The organism is Flavobacterium aciduliphilum (genome assembly GCF_003268855.1).
GTDB lineage: Bacteria > Bacteroidota > Bacteroidia > Flavobacteriales > Flavobacteriaceae > Flavobacterium > Flavobacterium aciduliphilum.
The window spans coordinates 83,696-102,286 of sequence record NZ_QLSZ01000002.1 but is presented as its reverse complement, the minus strand read 5'-3'; the positions used below and the strand labels follow the sequence as shown (position 1 = coordinate 102,286).

Here is an 18,591-nt window from a genome sequence, read left to right as displayed (position 1 = left end):
AAAATTAATATTCCAACTAAAATGTAAAATAAAAAAGGAGCAACGTATTGCTCCTTTAAAATTATATTTGTCAGAATAGATTTATTTTTTTACCACTTTAGTAGTACCAACAACTATTTGTGATTTTACTTTAACAAAGTATACTCCTGAATTAATTTCAGAAATATTCATTGTAGTAGCATCTTCAAAAGTAGCATTCATCTCTTTAATAACTCTTCCATTCATATCCAGAACTTGAACTGATTCAACTGGAATATTATTTTTTGTAGCTATTGTAATTACATCTGAAGCTGGATTTGGAGTTACTGAAAAATTTGATGCAAAAAATTCGTCATTTCTCAATTATGTCGATGTCACAGTAACATTATCTACATCAACTACAAATTGATCTGTAACATCGTGATGTCTGAATGCTACATATATTGTACCTGTTAATGTTGAAGGTAATGTAACCGTTCTAGTGGTCATCACATTAACACCTCCAAAACTTCATTAAAAACAGGTGTAGTTGCCAACATAGCTGTATCTGTATTTCCATTTGAAACATAAACAGAATAATTTTCTAAATCCCAATCTAGGTCACGAGCTACAACATTCCATGATAATGTTATGGTGTTTCCTGCTCCAACATCAATTCCTCTAGAAATTGCCCAATTGTCTGGTGTTAAAGCACCGTCAGTAGAAGACCAAGACATAGAACGCATCCCTTTATACAATGGTGCTGTAGTTGCCATAGTTACTGGTAGCCAATCCCATCCGTCGCCATCAGCATCGATTAAAGTCCAATCTGAGATATCGCTATCCTCAAAATCATCACTAAATAAAGTTACTTGAGCATTCGAATGAAATGCAACAGCAACAAAAAGCAAACTAGAAAGTAATAGTTTTTTCATATAAAATTGTTTTAAATTGGTGCTGAAATAATATTATTTTTTCAGAAAAACACAAAAAACAAAATTTTGTGTATATTTGCACCTGAATAAAAGAGGAAAAATTTGTACTGATTGCAACCTCTATTCTTGCTTTTACAATGTAAAAAAGTAAAGAATAAAAAAAATGCTAAAGCAGAATCCCTTCTTTAGCATATACCTTGCAATTTTTTCCTCACACATTAATTTAAAAAAATAAATTATATTATGGCTTATTTATTTACGTCAGAATCCGTGAGCGAAGGACATCCTGACAAAGTAGCTGATCAAATTTCAGATGCGTTAATTGACAATTTTTTAGCCTTTGACCCTGAGTCAAAAGTGGCTTGTGAGACTCTTGTTACTACGGGTCAAGTCATCCTTGCAGGAGAAGTAAAATCAAACACTTATCTTGATGTTCAATCTATTGCAAGAGACGTTATTAAGAAAATTGGGTACACCAAAAGTGAATACATGTTTGAAGCTAATTCTTGTGGGGTTTTATCAGCCATTCACGAACAATCAGCCGACATCAATCAAGGGGTAGACCGCGCTAGCAAAGAAGAACAAGGCGCTGGGGATCAAGGGATGATGTTTGGATATGCTACCAACGAAACCGAAAACTACATGCCTTTGGCTTTAGATTTATCACATGCTCTATTAATTGAATTAGCCAACTTGAGAAGAGAAAATTCTGAAATTACTTATTTACGTCCAGATGCGAAATCGCAAGTAACTTTAGAGTATTCTGACGACAACAAACCACAACGCATTGATGCCATTGTCATCTCAACCCAACACGATGATTTTGCTGATGAAGCAACTATGTTAGCGAAAATTAAAAGTGATTTGATTTCGATTCTAATCCCTAGAATCAAAGTTAAATATCCTCAATACGCTCATTTGTTTAATGACGATATCACTTATCACATCAACCCAACCGGAAAATTTGTAATTGGAGGTCCTCATGGCGATACAGGTTTGACAGGAAGAAAAATTATAGTAGACACCTATGGTGGAAAAGGGGCTCACGGAGGTGGTGCTTTTTCTGGAAAAGATCCAAGTAAAGTAGACCGTTCGGCTGCTTATGCCACGCGTCATATCGCTAAAAACTTGGTAGCAGCTGGATTATGTGATGAAGTTTTAGTTCAAGTTTCTTATGCTATTGGTGTAGCAAAACCAACCTCAATCAACGTAAACACTTATGGTACTGCCAAAGTGAATCTAACGGATGGTGAAATCAGTAACGTTGTAGAAACTATTTTTGACATGCGTCCTTACTTTATTGAACAACGCTTAAAATTGAGAAACCCAATCTATAGCGAAACGGCTGCTTATGGACACATGGGAAGAACTCCTGAAACAGTTACCAAAATCTTTAAATCTCCAAATGGCGATGACAAAACGGTAACCGTTGAACTTTTTACATGGGAAAAACTTGATTATGTTGACAAAGTAAAAGCTGCGTTTAATATCTAAACAAAGTCCTTTCTATAAAAACAAAAAACCTGATGCTCTCACATCAGGTTTTTTGTTTGTCTATAAATTATATTTTAAACTTAAGATTACATATCGCGGCTGAACAAAATATTGAGAACTTGAAATGGTAAATTGGTTAAAGCTGTTATCGTTCAATGATTTTGTATTGAGCACATTAGTCGCTCCAATTTTATATTCAAATTTTCCATCTTTATTTTGATACGACAAACTAGCATTTAAAAATTGATAATTATTGTTTATCGTGTTGTCTTTATTAAAATAATGGTAATATTGATAATCCGTTACAAAAGCAAAGCCTTTTAGGAAATAGTAGTCCAAAGTTGCCGAAGGTGTGTTAGTATAATATTTTGTATGGTTGTACTCATTAATAGTTGTGGAATATCCTAATTCAATATTCGGCATATTTTTGAAATTAGTAGCCGCTTTAACAGAGTACGTTTGGGTAAAACTCTCAGTAGCTACGGGATCATAAGAACTAGTTGCTGGAGTAAATTGTATGTTATTGAATTTTGACCAATTCACATTTACATTGGCTGATGCTTTATAATTCTTTAAGAACGACCTTCCATAAGCCCCCATAACCGTTGCCGTTTCGTCGGCAAAATTCGAATTATACGGTGTTGAGGTTTGATTAGCGTCAACAAATTTCACAATAGATTTCACTGCATCTATGGTTTTTGTATAGGTCGCATTGGCAAAAATATTCTCAAAATTAAACATATTGTATTTAAAATATCTTAACGAATGTACTTGACTTGTGGCATTCTCTAAGTTTCTATTTCCTCTAAACAAACTGTTATAGCCATTCAAGATATACCCTTGGACCAGTTTACTAATATCGGTAAAGGCGTTATTTAAAGAATAATTATACGTTAATGTTTCCGATTTTTTGATTTGATACAACACATATACATCAGGTAAAAATTTTGAAAATTTGTTAGTAACATCGGTTCCCAATTGCTGATTGGTCATGGTATAGGTATGTCCACTAAAACCAGGGGTTATCGTAAATTTTCCTAGCAACATTTTGTAATGCAATCCAATAAAAGCATCGTTGAAATTATAATTTACTTGGTTGGTGTTGGACGCATCGGTCAAATTGTTTTGAGTCCCATTATCCATCATTTGAAAAATGGAAGAATTAAAATTTTGATAAGAATAAGTATCCCCAAAAGTTATATTAAAATTCGTTTTGGGTGTAATCATATAATAATAATCCACTTTTGAATCGAGCTTATTGGTTTTCACGAAACGATTTTGATTTAGATCATTCCTGTTTTGAGTTCCATCATATCCTATTAATTGAAAGGGTTGTACTCTTAAATTAGCATTATAAAACGGATTTTCATCCTGATACAAATGCTGAATTTCCACATCAAAAACACTTTTCTCTTTCAGAGTGTAGTAGATGCTAAAATTCTGATTGACCGAAGTAGGATTTTGTTTTTTATACGTTGAAATCGTTTCTGAATTGGAACTACCATTCATTATCGTCTCTCTATCAATGAAAGAATTTTCGGTCTGACTCGATTTTTTCATTAACACATCATAATCAAACTGAAAGTTAGTATTAGGCTTATAAGACGAACTCATTTTTACCAAGCCATAATTAGTCTGTTGTATTGGCTTTTCTCCCGTGTTTGTCTGTGTTTTAGAGGCTAAAATAGTCGTTTGCGATTGGGTTTCAATTTGAGTATTGGAATACGATAAAATTCCAAAACCACTTAACGTCCACGATTTTGTTGGATTGTATGAAAAATTGGTAGCACCAAATTTAGTTTCAATTTCTTTAGCTCTATTATTTCGTAAAGCAGAAATTCCTAAATCATTACTGGCCACATTGAACGTACTTCCTCCCTTTTTCATCATCCCCCTAAAACCACCTGTCATTTTAAAATAGTCTTGAATGGTTAGCGGCAATTCTCCTATATTGTTAAAATTTGATATAAGATTCACACTAAATTTAGGATTGTAATAAAACACCTTTGGGTTTACAATATAGCGGTCAAATTTTGAGGCAGTACCCTGCGAACCGGTTCCTCCTCCAGCCGTCATGTCACCAAACCAAAAGTTTTTCTTACCCTCTTTCAGTTTAATATTCATGGCCACATTTTCTTCATTATTTTCTAGAGGTTTCAGCTGACTAATCTCGTTGTAATTTCGCAATACCTGAACTTTATCAATTGCATCGGCAGGAATATTTTTTACGCCTAATTTGGTGTCACCATCAAAAAAATCCTTACCTTCTACCATTAATTTTGATACTTTTTTCCCCTCCACTTCCACTTCGCCGTCGGCATTAACTTCTACACCGGGTAATTTTTTGAGTACATCTTCCAACTTTTTTTCGGTACCCGATTTAAAAGAATCGGCGTTATAAACAATCGTATCTCCTTTAATAGAAACAGGCATTTCTCTCACAATTTCAACACCATCTAGTTGAATTCCACCAGCCTCCATAGTAATATTTTGATTGATGTTTTCTGTCTTAGTTACTACTGTGAGTTCTTTATTTTGCATTCCTATGTAACTCAACTTAATTGTATAGGTCGAATTTGCTTTTAAGTTCAAAACAAATTTCCCTTTGTCGTTCGTAATGGCATACGCATCCATGCCTTTAGTTGCTTGATTGACAGCCATAACATTGGCCATTTCAAGAGGCGCTTTCCCTGATTCTAATACTGTTCCTTCAAAACGAACATTTTGAGAAAAACCAATAATTGAAATAAAACTTGCTAATAGTGTATAAAATGTTTTCATCATTTTTTTTGCATAAAAAAGAAGAATCTATTTTATTCCGATTCTTCTTAGATGTATTATATTAGTTCCCCATTCTCATGTGAAAACGCCCTTCGCCGCCTCCTGGTCCTTGATTCATTTCCCGAAACTCCTCCATTTTTTTAATTACGGTTTCATCATATTCTTTTTGAGACACCGACTTCCCATTTGTTGGAGCCTTAATTTCAACTTTATCTTTTGCATTCAACACTACTTTTGAACACAAAATGGTGGTTCTGCCATCATTTACTTCTAATATCAATCCTGGCAACCCCCAATATCCTTCAGGCCCTTGATTGATAGGAATTTCTGGAGTATACCAAGCCGTTATGGTAATCTCTTTAGGCAAATCTATTTCACTCATAAAATTGGTCTTTTTTTCAGTAGTAGCCCCGTCAGTTTTCGTTTCTGTAGTCGTCTCTGTTTTGGCATCCTGTTTTTTTGCGTCATCTTTATTTTCTTCAGGCCTTTTGGGTCTAAAATTTCTAAAATCAGTTTTACTAGCTGGAATTACCGTGGTTGCTTTATAACAAGTATAGCCTCCTATTTGTCTGCTTTCGGTGTCCATTTTCCATTTATAATTGGTTAAAGTGTCTTTTACCAAAAACTCTTTTCCCATAAACTCTTTGTCGACAGTATAGGCTTTTTCTTTTACATTTTTATAAAAAGTTCCACCGCCACCCATCATGGAAGACATCATTCTAAAACCTCCTTGACCTTGTCCTGGAGCATCTAATTTTTCTTCTTCTTTGTATATCGAAGCTTGCATATCAAAGTTTAAAATAAAGGTTTTTTCAAACATTTTTTTCATGCGTTCTTCAATCATTTTTTGCATTTCGGGCGTGATCTCTTTATTGCCTTCGAAGCGTTTTTTGAAATCGGAGGTGCTGGTTTTGGATTCATAAACAGCCATTCCTTGAAAATCTTTTTGCGCATTTGAGGCAAAGCACACCAATAATAGCGCTAATTTTATGGTAATATTTCTCATTCTAAAGTGATTTACTTTTATTTTCGAAACAAATATGACGATAGATTTCTGGATTTGTTACTAATTTTTTGTTAAAAATTTTACATATCCAATAATAAAAATGACTAGTTTTAAGGCGTTAATTTTTTATATGAAAAAGACAATTTTTTTTATGATGTGCCTCTTTTGGGGAACACTTCAGGCACAAATTGAACAAATTACTCCGGTTGCAATAGATTCTATTACGGTAGATTGCGACCGATTTATTGGTACCGATGGTGCTAAAAACTATTTTTACATAAAAGACAATGTTTTGTATAAAAAAAATGACAAAACAGTAGTGCAATATCAAAATATAGCCTTAGGAAAAATTAGTAGTGTGTCTTTTATCAATGCGTTGCGATTGGTGATTTTTTACGACGCTTTCAATACCATCTGTATTGTTGACAGCCAGTTGAACGAAATCGAACAGATTAATTTTTCAGACAGTGACGCTTCCTTGTTTGCGTCGGCAGTGGGTATTTCAGGACAAAATAAACTTTGGGTATTCAACCAACTCAATCAACAATTGTTGCTCTTCGATTTGCTTTCAAAAAGCTACAAAACTATTGGGGTCCCTTTTTCTAATGGCATTCTCTTTTGCAGTGGAGATTTCAACAACTTTCAATGGATTGATAAGAATTACCAATGGCAAGTGGGTTCGATATACGGAAATACAATTTCCAACGGAACGCTTGAAGTATGCGATGCTGTGCAATTTATCAACCCATATTGTTTGGTTTTTCAAAAGGGCATAGAGTTATTTATAGAAGACAAGAAACAAAACAAACGATTTAAAATAGCACTTGTTGAGAAAAGCTTTAAAAATTTTTATTACAAAGACCAAATTTTATCTATTTTTACATCCAACAGAATTACAAACTATAAACTAAATTTACCATAATGCATATAGCGGTCGCAGGAAATATTGGCGCAGGAAAAACAACTTTAACTCGCTTTTTAGCAAAACATTTTAAGTGGGAACCTCATTTTGAAGACGTGGTTGACAATCCTTATCTAGATGATTTTTACCACCAAATGGAACGTTGGTCGTTCAACTTACAGATTTATTTCTTGAACAGTCGTTTTCGTCAAGTGTTGCAAATTCGTGAAAGCGGAAAGAAAATCATTCAAGACCGAACGATTTATGAAGATGCTCATATTTTTGCGCCCAACCTTCATGCCATGGGTTTGATGACCAATCGTGATTTTGAAAACTACAAATCGCTTTTTGAATTGATGGAAAGTTTGGTAAAAGCGCCCGACTTGCTGATTTACTTGCGCAGTTCGATTCCCAATTTGGTGGGGCAAATTCACAAAAGAGGGCGTGATTATGAAAACTCTATTTCTATTGACTATTTGAGCCGATTGAACGAGCGTTACGAAGCGTGGATTACCACATACAACAAGGGGAAACTTTTAATCATAGACGTTGACGATATTGATTTCGTAAACAACCCAGAAGATTTAGGAAACATCATCAACCGCATTGATGCTGAAATTAACGGATTGTTTTAACCCAAAATAACCTCAACTTGAAAGGCTGTCTATTGATTTAGACAGCCTTTTTTATGTATAGCTATTTTAGGACAAGACAGCAAAGCTTTATCTAAAAATGGTACACGAAAGAATTAGCTACGCTGAACTTCGTTTCGTGCACCAGCGGGGGAAAATTTTCAGATTATTCCCAATTGAAAATTTATTGTAAAATTATTTTTTTGATGTTTAATAAATTATTGGAAGCGTCATAAACTTTAACAAAATAAACACCTTGACCTCCCCAGCTATTAAGTGGTACAACATATTGTTGTGTATTCATAGCTCCACCAAACACTTCTTGCCCTAAAGTATTTACAATTTTTATAGTCCATCCTGAAACATTAGATAAATTACCGCAATCAATTGTAATATGGTCATTAGCTGGATTTGGATATATAGTAATTGTATTATTATAAGTTGGTGGGTTAAAACTCAAAACACCTGTATTAATTACCAAAGATTGGCAAGTATTTTCAGAATAATACAAATTGGTAATTTCCTGTTGAGTTAATGCCCGATTCCATATTCCGATATCATCCAATTTACCTTTCATTCTTCCAACAATATCATCTGGATTAGAACTATTATTAGTACCTCCAAAAACTAATGGTAAAATAGTTTGTTTAATACTATTAGCAGTAATAGTAGAATAATAAATCCCATCTAAATACATTATCATATTTGGTTTATTAAAAGATAAAGTCAGCATATGCCAAGAAGATGTATCACAAAATGCGCTATTTCTAATATAATTTATATTTCCATCTACATCTGTTTGATAAACAGTTGGTCCGCAATTATTTTCATTATATAAAGAATATGAAGAGTTTAAAGAACTACTTTGGTGTTTTGAAACAAAGACCGTATTTAATGTTATAGACCCCATACTATCACTAATCTTGTACCAAACATTTATTGATAAATTATCACTAAGATTATAAAGGCTTGAATTGTTAACTTTAATGTAATTCATATTAAATTCATATGCGTTATTAGAATTTCCAAACCTGTCTATCGTTAATGTAGCACCATTAACTGTCCCGTTATTTCCATTTCCACTTTGGTCATTAGCATTACCACTAAATGGCCAATAACCAACTAAACCATTCGTCGGAACATAAGAAGGAACTTGAGAAAAAATCATTTGGGAAAATAAACCTATTCCCAAAATTAAAAGAAGTAATTTTTTGTTATTCATTTTATTATTATATTAGTCTACAACGTCCCAATTGTAGTGTTAATATAATAAAATCAGCGTGGGACACTTGCTTTACTTGCAACTGAGGTCCGACCAAGAACCCACACAACAAAGTAGAGCAAAGCCCACGCCTTGACGTAAGCATTTACATATACTTTCCCGTTGTGTTTTGAAAATTGGTCGGTTTCAGTCACAGGAACTTATAGCAAACGCTAATATATTTTTTCGATAAAATGGTGCACTTCTAATAACGAGTACCTTGCAAAGGTATAAAAATTAATGTATTATTTATATTCGCAATTCATTTATTAATAGAAAATCCATCACGCTTTAATTTGTGATGGTAAATCAGTACGTTTTCGAGAGGATGCATTAGGGTAATTGATGTCATCCGTTCGGTTTTTACACAAATCCTAACGATTCCAGAGCACTTCCGTTTGGTTTTGAGACAGAATCGTTCGGCTTTGGCGTCAACCTGTATTCCCGTGAGGTAAAACCGTTGGGTTTTGGCGTAAATCCATACGGCTTTGGTGCATGGCACTAGTGCCACGCTTCAAAACCAAACGGATTTGACTCAAAGTCGAACGGTTTTGGGTTTTTGCCGTATCATTTTGTAAAAATCAACAATAGATTAAAAAAAATGCCCCACTTTCGTGAGGCATTGTTGTATCAACTTTTTTGAAATACTATTCCAAAGCTTCCACTTTCGCTTTTACTTCTTCTAAAGAACCTTCAAATACTTGTGTATTTACATTTCCTTTTTCGGTAATTGTTACGGTTGCTTTAGCTTTTCCGTTTTCGTTAGTCATTTCTACTTTTACGTTTTTATCTCCTTTACCGCAACACGATTTTCCTTCTCCTTCTTTGCAAGATGGAGCAATAAATTTTCCGTTAGCGTCATAGTGAGACAAACAAGCTTCTTTTTGTTCTGGTGTACATTTAAGACTGTCGCACATTTTAGCACATTCGTCTTTAGTCATGGTAGCACATTTAGACATGTCGCAATTTCCATTCATTGCCCCTTCAGAACAAGAAGATTTCATTTCGATAGTACATTTCATTTCTTTTCCTTCTGGAGCAGAACCATTTCCTAAGATTGGAGCAATTACTAATCCAATCAAACACGTTAATTTGATTAAGATGTTCATAGATGGACCTGAAGTATCTTTAAATGGATCTCCAACCGTATCCCCAGTTACCGCTGCTTTGTGCGCATCAGAACCTTTGTAGGTCATTTCACCATTAATTTCTACCCCTGCTTCGAATGATTTTTTAGCATTGTCCCAAGCACCTCCAGCATTGTTTTGGAACACAGCCCAAAGCACACCCGATACCGTTACTCCTGCCATGTAACCACCTAACATTTCAGCGATTAATTGGTTGTTATCACCATAAACTAATTTACCTAATAATACAATAGCTATTGGGAAACCAATAGTTAACACTCCTGGCAACATCATTTCGCGTAATGCCGCTTTTGTAGAAATCTCCACACATTTACCATATTCTGGTCTTCCAGTTCCTTCCATAATACCTGCAATTTCTTTGAACTGACGACGCACTTCATACACCATATCCATTGCAGCTTTACCCACTGAATTCATTGCTAATGCAGAGAATACCACTGGAATCATTCCTCCAATAAACAACATCGCTAATACTGGCGCTTTAAAGATGTTGATACCATCAATTCCAGTAAAGGTTACATAAGCCGCAAATAAAGCTAATGAAGTTAAAGCTGCTGAGGCAATTGCAAAACCTTTTCCTGTTGCTGCAGTAGTATTACCTACGGAATCCAAGATATCGGTTCTGGTACGAACTTCTTTTGGTAACTCACTCATTTCAGCGATACCGCCCGCATTATCAGAAATTGGTCCAAAAGCATCAATCGCTAATTGCATTGCAGTTGTAGCCATCATTGCCGATGCGGCTAAAGCCACCCCATAGAATCCTGCAAAAGCATAAGACGCCCAAATAGCACCCCCAAACAACAATACGGTTGGGAACGTAGAAATCATCCCTGTTGCCAAACCTGCGATAACGTTAGTTCCGGCACCTGTTGATGATTTTTGAACAATAGCTAATACAGGTTTTGTTCCCAATCCAGTGTAATATTCAGTAACCGATGAAATAGCTCCTCCTACGATTAATCCGATAATTGTAGCATAAAACACTCTCATCGAAGAGATTTCTTTTAAGCCTTCTCCAAAGAAATTCATATTCATTTTGGCAGGCAACATATATTGAACTAAGAAGAAACAAGCCACAGCTGTTAATACAATAGAAACCCAGTTTCCAATGTTTAATGCTTTTTGAACTTGTGCTTCTTTAGCGTCATCGCTAGATATTTTCACCAACATCGTACCGATGATAGAGAATAAAATTCCAAATCCTGCAATAGCCATAGGTAATAAAATTGGGCCGATTCCGCCAAAAGCGTCTTCGATTTTACCACCCATATCTTTAATTACATAATTTCCTAATACCATAGCAGCAAGCACTGTAGCCACATAAGAACCAAATAAATCGGCACCCATACCAGCCACATCTCCTACGTTATCTCCTACGTTATCTGCAATCGTAGCAGGGTTTCTAGGGTCATCTTCTGGAATACCCGCTTCTACTTTACCAACAAGGTCAGCACCTACATCGGCAGCTTTAGTATAAATACCACCACCCACACGAGCAAACAAGGCAATAGACTCAGCTCCTAATGAAAACCCAGCCAAAGTCTCTAATACTTTAGTCATGTCTTCTCCATTAGTCCAAGCTCCTTTCATAAAGATGGTATAGAAAACAATGAAAAATCCTGTTAAACCAAGAACCGCTAAACCAGCCACTCCAAGCCCCATTACAGTACCACCACCAAAAGAAACTTTTAAAGCTTGAGGTAAACTAGAACGAGCCGCTTGCGTAGTTCTTACATTGGTTTTAGTGGCAATTTTCATCCCCATATTTCCTGCTAAAGCCGAGAAAAATGCTCCAAAAACGAAAGCAATCACAATTAACAAATGCGTTTTAACTCCAGGTAAAAAAGTAATACCTGCTAATACCACACTAGCAATAAGAACAAACACGGCTAACAATCGGTATTCTGCTTTAAGAAACGCCAAGGCGCCTTCATAGATGTAATCTGAAATCTCTTTCATTTTACCATCTCCAGCATCTTGTTTTAAAACCCAAGATCTCTTGATTGACATGAATGCCAACCCAATTAATGCCATTACAATTGGCACATAAATCATCATTGATTCCATAAATATAATTTTTGTTATAAATTTTATCGGACGCAAAAATAACAAAATTTTAAGAACTTCTGCAATTTCAAAGACTTAATAAATCATAATTGCGCTAATTTTATATAGTTTTATTTAATTTATTTCTCTTCATTAAATAATAATGCCATAATATAAAGGAGGCGAGCGTTCTATATGGACTCCATTTATTAGTCAAATATTGCATTTCATCATCTTATTTACAGTTATATAATTCTTTTAATGTATTTTTTATAGCAATATCACCAAGGGGAATATTATCTGGTGATTGAAGACAGAACATCAAATACACTTCAATACTCCAATTGCCAACGCCTTTAATAGAAATGAGTTCATTGCGAATTTGCACTTCAGATTTTGTTGCATAACTTTCAAAATCAATTTCTTTAGAAAGTACTTTGTTGGCTAAATCTTTTAGATAAATTATTTTCTGACGAGAAACTCCACAATTCCTTAATTCTAAATCATCTGAATTTAAAATATTATCTGGCGAAATTGCTTTAAAATGATTTTCTAATTTGACATAACAAGCATTAGCAGAAGCTATAGAGACTTGCTGTTCAAGGATGATATGGCACATTGAAGCAAATCCTTCTGCTCTTTTCTGAATTATTGGATTTCCAAAATTATCAAGAATAAATTTTAGTTTTTCATCTTTAGATGTAAGAAAAGAAATTGCTTGTTGCATTCTTAAAAATAAAATCCAAATTCGCCTTTAATCGTGAAATTATTCGTTCCTGGAATATCTCTATAATTTCCTCTCCAAGAAGCATCTATTCGGAAGAATTTGAAAATATTTCCAATCCCTACACTATACTCCCAATAAGGGGTTGTTGGTGCTTTATACACTAATCCCGAAGCATTTAGCTGTTTATTTTCTTCTGAAAAATCACCATACACTGTTCGAGCCCCAATAATTTCTCGCCAATTTAACTTTCTAAAATAGGGGATTCTTGAAAACAAACGCCCTTGAAAATTATGTTCCCATTGAAATGTAGCATAGCGATCTGTGACAAATTCGTAAAAATTAAGATTGCTAAACGTATTTCCTATAACAAAATAGGATTGGTTTCCTGGAATCACACTCATTAAACCCAAAGGTACAGCACCATTTATTTTACCTAATTCCATCGTAATATTGGTTCTTCCTAATGGGCCGATGGTGATGGGTTGTTTATAATAGAGTTGCAACTTCGAATAATTAAAATCGCTTCTCATCAACCCTTTAAATCCTTGGCTGTAATTGACAAAAAATCTACTGTAGGGACTATCAACAATCATGCGTTCTACCCCATACCCAACTGTTTTTTTCTTAGGTGTGTATTCTATTTGTACATTTATTTCAGTTTGTTTTACGGAGTTTTTAATGGCTGCATGAGTATCGTCTGCATAATAATCTAGACTAAATGTTGGAGAAGCAGAAGCCAACGTTCTGTATGAAAATCCCGTTTGAAACGTAACATTTTTTATAGGCTCTATCTCAATGGATGCCGTGGTTAAGTTAATATTCGTCAACTTTCCATTCGTACGTGTATTAAAAACACCAGAAGACGCAAAACTTCTTCCCAATACATCGTTTGTTGTTGTCAAACTCGCTCCTATCTGCTCTACATCCCTTCTATTTCCACCCTCTAAAATGATACGATTTTTGGAATCAATCATCCATTTTCCAGAAATTCCATATTTGAATTTATCATCTAAAAAACCATAGGCTGTATAGCCTTGCAAACGCCATTTATCATTGGGACCAAAATAGGTTCGTCCTCCTGCCCGTAGCCTCCACCCTTCAACAACATTATACCCTATAGTTGAAAAAATAGGACCATAGTCAAATTTATGATAATTGATGTAACCACTTCCTAAAATACTAGCAAGATTATACATTTGCTTAAACTTGTGGACTGTTTTTAAAGTATCGAGCATTTTGTAAATACCGATTTCATCTTTATTGAGCTTTTCAAACCTATTTTTTTCCCAATACTCGTCGTCTCTTTTATAGACCGCATTGTCAATATAATTGACTTCTTCTTTATAAAATTTTTCTGGTTTTTGTTCGTTAAACTTATGATTTCTAAAAAGTGTCGTACGTTTTCCATAAACCCCCTTGGAGGTCTCTTTTTTGTTGAGCGCAAAATCGGACATCATGTAATCTCTTGTCAACAAAAAAACAGAATCATTGACTACATCAAATTCTTGTTCAATGTAAATATCTTTAATCCAGTTAATGTTGGCACTTTTGGACACAGCCATATTTATGGTTTTAACCGCAAATGTGGTATCATTTACCCAAAAATCCCCTTTAAAAGTAAGTTCGTTTTTTCTTCTGGGATAAAACACAATATTATAGCACCATTTATTTTCAACAAAAGCACTATCTCGCAACACATAATTATATGTATCAATTCCAGTAGTTGACAAGGGACTAGTAAAACTTTTCTCAAAAAAATTCAGGTGATTATTGTAAATATCATAATCATTATACAAATCTTTAATGAAAGTATTTACCCCTTCCCCATCACCTAAGCCCGAATTTTTATTGGCTTTAATAACCGCTTTTTCCTTTTTCAGTTTGGTATCCCCATACACATCATACAACGATTCATTTATAAAGATAGGTAAGTATGTTTTTCCCGTCACTTTTGAGGTGTCAACATTTTTAAAGACAAATTCCATTCCTTTGAAAACTTTGTTTTTCATGAACGCACTGTCAATCGTATTCAAGTCAAATTCTACCTTTTCGTACTTTTCATACTGGTATTGATCAAACATTTTGAGACCATTCTTTCTTTTTCGTGCCCAAATTTTTCTAAGAATGGCGAGAGCGGGATTATTTTTTTTAGATGTTTTTCCTGAATAAATGACTACTTCTTGCAAAACTTTCTCATCACTTAATATGATTTTGAGATTGTATACCACATTTTTTTCTAATGACACCTCCCTTTTAGTGTATCCTACGAAAGCAACAACAATTTCTTTGTATGTTTTACTCGATTCCAGATAAAATTTTCCATTTTCATCGCTAACCGTTCCTTCGTTTGATCCTTTGAAAACAATATTAGCATAAGAAATAGGTTGGTTTTTATTGTCTATCACAATTCCTTCCACTTTTGTTTGTGAATAAACCGAAAAAAAATTTCCTATTAAAAAAAATAAACACAACAGTCTTTTCATAGTGTAAAAAAAAAGCTTCATCAGAATAGCACCGATGAAGCCTCAAATATAATAGAATATTATTATTTATACATCACTTTTTTAACAGCTTTAACAACATCATTTGCATTTGGCAACCATTCTTTTAATAAGGTTGGCGAATACGGTGCTGGTGTATCGGCTGTAGTAATTCTTTGAATAGGGGCATCAAGATAGTCAAATGCGCGTTCTTGAACCATATAGGTAATTTCAGAAGCCACACTTGCAAATGGCCAAGCTTCTTCAAGAATCACTAAACGATTTGTTTTTTTCACCGAGTTGATAATTGCATCATAATCCATTGGACGTACGGTTCTCAAATCGATAATCTCACAAGAAATTCCTTCTTTTGCTAAGTCATCAGCGGCAAGATGTGCTTCTTTAATAATCTTTCCAAAAGAAACGATAGTCACATCGGAACCCGCTCTTTTGACATCAGCAACACCAAGTGGAATGATATATTCTCCCTCTGGCACTTCGCCTTTATCACCATACATTTGTTCAGACTCCATGAAAATCACAGGATCATTATCTCGAATTGCTGCTTTCAACAAACCTTTTGCATCGTATACAGTAGAAGGAACAACAACTTTCAGCCCAGGAGTATTGGCAAACCAATTCTCAAAAGCTTGAGAATGTGTTGCTCCCAATTGACCCGCAGATGCTGTTGGCCCACGAAACACCATTGGCATCGGAAATTGTCCAGCTGACATTTGACGCATCTTGGCGGCATTATTTATAATCTGATCAATTCCAACTAAAGAGAAATTGAAGGTCATGAACTCCACAATGGGACGACAACCATTCATTGCCGAACCTACTGCAATTCCAGCAAAACCTAATTCAGCAATGGGCGTATCAATCACTCTTTTAGGACCAAACTCATCCAACATCCCTTTAGAAGCTTTGTAGGCTCCATTGTATTCTGCTACTTCCTCACCCAATAAATATACGGCTTCATCACGACGCATTTCTTCACTCATAGCCTCAGCAATCGCTTCTCTAAATTGTATAGTTCTCATATTCTTTAATCTTAATATCAATTTTGGAAAGCAAAAGTAAACATATTATGCGAAAAAAAACACAAATTTTAATTTTTATAATGCTCTTTTTTACAGCATTTCATGGAGAAATTAATTGTTTTTACTACCCATACATTACGAAATCGATGTAATACTGAGGTTTTAAAAAATATTTATATGCATGCATATAAAAAATAGAAAAAAATTCATACTTTTACGCTCAGAAAATTTTAAATTCAAAATATAATGAAAATATTAGTTTGCATCAGTCATGTACCTGATACTACTTCAAAAATCAACTTCGTGAATGGCGATTCAGAATTTGATACTAATGGAGTTCAGTATGTCATTAACCCAAATGACGAATTTGGTTTGACTAGAGCCATTTGGTTTCAAGAACAACAAGGTGCTGCCGTTACCGTTGTGAATGTAGGAGGTGCTGACACGGAGCCAACCCTAAGAAAAGCTTTAGCCATTGGAGCCAATGAGGCCATACGCGTCAATGCCAATCCAACAGATGGTTTTTTTGTTGCGAAACAATTGGCAGAAGTTGTAAAATCTGGCGGTTATGATTTGATTATTTGTGGAAAAGAATCATTGGATTACAACGGAGGTATGGTTCCTGGTATGTTGGCTGGATTGTTAGGCTACAATTTTGTAAATTCTTGTACAGAAATTACTGTTGACGGAAACATTGCCAAAGTTGGGAGAGAAATTGACGGAGGGAAAGAAATTGTGTCGGCAGGATTACCCCTAATTATTGGAGGACAAAAAGGGTTGGTAGAAGAAAAAGACTTACGTATTCCAAACATGCGTGGCATCATGACGGCTCGTACCAAGGTATTAACCGTTCTTGACCCTGTTGCCTCTGACGTCAATACAAAAGCTGTGAAATTTGAAAAACCTGCTGCAAAATCGGCAGTGAAATTATTCGCAGCAGACGATTTAGACGGATTAGTAAACGCATTACACAACGAAGCAAAAGTAATCTAGTTTCGGGCTGCAAGTTCTAAACCTTAAACTTTTAAATCTCTTAAACTCATAAACTTTTTTTAAACTTTTAAACTAAAAAAAATGTCATTATTAATATATGCAGAATCAGCAGACGGTAAATTTAAAAAAGTTGCCTTTGAATTGGCATCTTATGCAAAAAAAGTTGCTGAATCTCTTGGAACAACTGTAACAGCAGTAACTGTTAACGCTGGAAATGTTTCAGAATTATCGAAATACGGAGTAGATAAAGTCTTGAAAGTAACTTATGATAAATTAGCTCATTTCAATGCAAAAGCTTACGCTGATGTCATCAAACAAGCGGCTCAAAAAGAAAATGCACACGTAATCGTATTATCCTCAACTACGGATAGTCTATATTTAGCTCCGCTTGTAGCTGTGGGATTGGAAGCAGGTTTTGCGTCTAATGTAGTGGGACTTCCCGTAGCAACTGCTCCATTTCAAGTAAAAAGAACCGCGTTTTCAAACAAAGCCTTTACTATTACAGAAATAACAACTGGGGTAAAAGTATTGTCTTTGGCTAAAAATTCTTTTGGCTTGATAGAAAACAGCTCTAATTTATCTGAAGAAGATTTTACACCAAACTTGAATGAAGCCGATTTCTCTGTAAAAGTAGAATCTGTTGAAAAATCTACAGGAAAAGTAACCATTGCCGATGCTGATATTGTAGTTTCAGGTGGTCGTGGATTAAAAGGACCCGAAAATTGGGGCATGCTAGAAGAATTGGCGGCTACACTTGGCGCAGCCACAGCTTGTTCAAAACCTGTTTCCGATTTAGGTTGGCGCCCTCACAGTGAACACGTAGGACAAACTGGAAAACCAGTAGCAACCAATCTTTACATTGCTGTTGGAATTTCAGGTGCAATTCAACACATAGCAGGAATCAATTCATCCAAAGTAAAAGTAGTCATCAATACCGATGCTGAAGCGCCTTTCTTTAAAGTAGCAGATTACGGTATTGTTGGAGATGCCTTTGATATTGTACCGCGTCTTACACAAAAATTAAAAGAATTTAAAGCCAATAACGGCTAAAAAAATAAACTAACACGAACCTCAATAAGCTACTTATAATTTTTTATAAGTAGCTTATTTTTTTGCAAGTTTTTTATTACTTTGCAATCCGTATTCCTATTAGTAGTGGTTAAACCAATTTATTTTATAATCA

The 18,591-nt window shown here is 34.8% G+C and carries 16 protein-coding genes; 5 read left to right on the top strand and 11 right to left on the bottom strand.

The window, feature by feature from the left end:
- Positions 1 to 81: 81 nt before the first annotated feature.
- Genes CLV55_RS03175 through CLV55_RS03165 form a run of 3 tightly spaced genes read right to left on the bottom strand, consistent with a single transcriptional unit; the run spans position 82 to position 893 of the window.
- Positions 82 to 342: a T9SS type A sorting domain-containing protein gene (locus CLV55_RS03175; protein WP_112112300.1), complete on the bottom strand. Its 261-nt coding sequence runs from the start codon at positions 340 to 342 to the stop codon at positions 82 to 84.
- Positions 343 to 468, bottom strand: a complete 126-nt coding sequence (locus tag CLV55_RS13030; RefSeq protein WP_112112299.1) for a hypothetical protein — start codon at positions 466 to 468, stop codon at positions 343 to 345. It lies immediately after the preceding gene.
- Positions 468 to 893, bottom strand: a complete 426-nt coding sequence (locus tag CLV55_RS03165; RefSeq protein WP_112112298.1) for a choice-of-anchor J domain-containing protein — start codon at positions 891 to 893, stop codon at positions 468 to 470. Before CLV55_RS03165 ends, CLV55_RS13030 begins: the two co-directional genes overlap by 1 nt.
- A gap of 243 nt (positions 894 to 1,136) precedes the next feature.
- On the opposite strand from CLV55_RS03165, the gene metK reads away from it, so the two are divergent.
- Complete coding sequence (gene metK, locus CLV55_RS03160) at positions 1,137 to 2,387, top strand: methionine adenosyltransferase (protein WP_112112297.1); 1,251 nt, start codon at positions 1,137 to 1,139, stop codon at positions 2,385 to 2,387.
- A 60-nt stretch (positions 2,388 to 2,447) separates the two neighbouring features.
- Here metK and CLV55_RS03155 read toward each other — a convergent pair whose 3' ends face one another.
- Together CLV55_RS03155 and CLV55_RS03150 are read right to left on the bottom strand one after the other, a co-directional pair.
- Positions 2,448 to 5,171 carry a carboxypeptidase-like regulatory domain-containing protein gene (locus tag CLV55_RS03155; protein ID WP_112112296.1) on the bottom strand — a complete coding sequence of 908 codons (2,724 nt, stop codon included), beginning with the start codon at positions 5,169 to 5,171 and terminating at the stop codon, positions 2,448 to 2,450.
- A 58-nt stretch (positions 5,172 to 5,229) separates the two neighbouring features.
- The gene (locus CLV55_RS03150) at positions 5,230 to 6,174 is read right to left on the bottom strand and encodes a GLPGLI family protein (protein WP_112112295.1); all 945 of its coding nucleotides are present in this window, start codon (positions 6,172 to 6,174) and stop codon (positions 5,230 to 5,232) included.
- Positions 6,175 to 6,304: 130 nt separating this feature from the next.
- On the opposite strand from CLV55_RS03150, the gene CLV55_RS03145 reads away from it, so the two are divergent.
- Both CLV55_RS03145 and CLV55_RS03140 read left to right on the top strand, forming a co-directional pair.
- Positions 6,305 to 7,096 carry a hypothetical protein gene (locus CLV55_RS03145; RefSeq protein WP_146739522.1) on the top strand — a complete coding sequence of 264 codons (792 nt, stop codon included), beginning with the start codon at positions 6,305 to 6,307 and terminating at the stop codon, positions 7,094 to 7,096.
- Positions 7,096 to 7,710: a deoxynucleoside kinase gene (locus CLV55_RS03140; protein ID WP_112112293.1), complete on the top strand. Its 615-nt coding sequence runs from the start codon at positions 7,096 to 7,098 to the stop codon at positions 7,708 to 7,710. Before CLV55_RS03145 ends, CLV55_RS03140 begins: the two co-directional genes overlap by 1 nt.
- A gap of 181 nt (positions 7,711 to 7,891) precedes the next feature.
- On the opposite strand, the gene CLV55_RS03135 is transcribed toward CLV55_RS03140, so the two are convergent.
- The 6 genes from CLV55_RS03135 to CLV55_RS03115 form a co-directional block, all read right to left on the bottom strand.
- Positions 7,892 to 8,929 carry a LamG-like jellyroll fold domain-containing protein gene (locus tag CLV55_RS03135; protein ID WP_112112292.1) on the bottom strand — a complete coding sequence of 346 codons (1,038 nt, stop codon included), beginning with the start codon at positions 8,927 to 8,929 and terminating at the stop codon, positions 7,892 to 7,894.
- 301 nt (positions 8,930 to 9,230) lie between these two features.
- Positions 9,231 to 9,479 carry a hypothetical protein gene (locus CLV55_RS12785; protein ID WP_146739521.1) on the bottom strand — a complete coding sequence of 83 codons (249 nt, stop codon included), beginning with the start codon at positions 9,477 to 9,479 and terminating at the stop codon, positions 9,231 to 9,233.
- Positions 9,480 to 9,615: 136 nt separating this feature from the next.
- The gene (locus CLV55_RS03130; protein WP_112112291.1) at positions 9,616 to 12,186 is read right to left on the bottom strand and encodes a sodium-translocating pyrophosphatase; all 2,571 of its coding nucleotides are present in this window, start codon (positions 12,184 to 12,186) and stop codon (positions 9,616 to 9,618) included.
- A gap of 214 nt (positions 12,187 to 12,400) precedes the next feature.
- Entirely contained in the window at positions 12,401 to 12,892 is a 492-nt protein-coding gene (locus CLV55_RS03125) for a DNA-3-methyladenine glycosylase family protein (RefSeq protein ID WP_245902672.1), read from the bottom strand.
- A 2-nt stretch (positions 12,893 to 12,894) separates the two neighbouring features.
- Entirely contained in the window at positions 12,895 to 15,375 is a 2,481-nt protein-coding gene (locus CLV55_RS03120) for a DUF5686 and carboxypeptidase-like regulatory domain-containing protein (protein WP_112112290.1), read from the bottom strand.
- 62 nt (positions 15,376 to 15,437) lie between these two features.
- Complete coding sequence (locus CLV55_RS03115) at positions 15,438 to 16,415, bottom strand: pyruvate dehydrogenase complex E1 component subunit beta (protein ID WP_112112289.1); 978 nt, start codon at positions 16,413 to 16,415, stop codon at positions 15,438 to 15,440.
- 246 nt (positions 16,416 to 16,661) lie between these two features.
- Here CLV55_RS03115 and CLV55_RS03110 point away from each other — a divergent pair, with 246 nt between their 5' ends.
- Positions 16,662 to 17,408, top strand: coding sequence for an electron transfer flavoprotein subunit beta/FixA family protein (locus CLV55_RS03110; RefSeq protein ID WP_112112288.1), 747 nt, complete (start codon positions 16,662 to 16,664; stop codon positions 17,406 to 17,408).
- Positions 17,409 to 17,489: 81 nt separating this feature from the next.
- Positions 17,490 to 18,458 carry an electron transfer flavoprotein subunit alpha/FixB family protein gene (locus CLV55_RS03105; RefSeq protein ID WP_112112287.1) on the top strand — a complete coding sequence of 323 codons (969 nt, stop codon included), beginning with the start codon at positions 17,490 to 17,492 and terminating at the stop codon, positions 18,456 to 18,458.
- Positions 18,459 to 18,591: the final 133 nt, after the last annotated feature.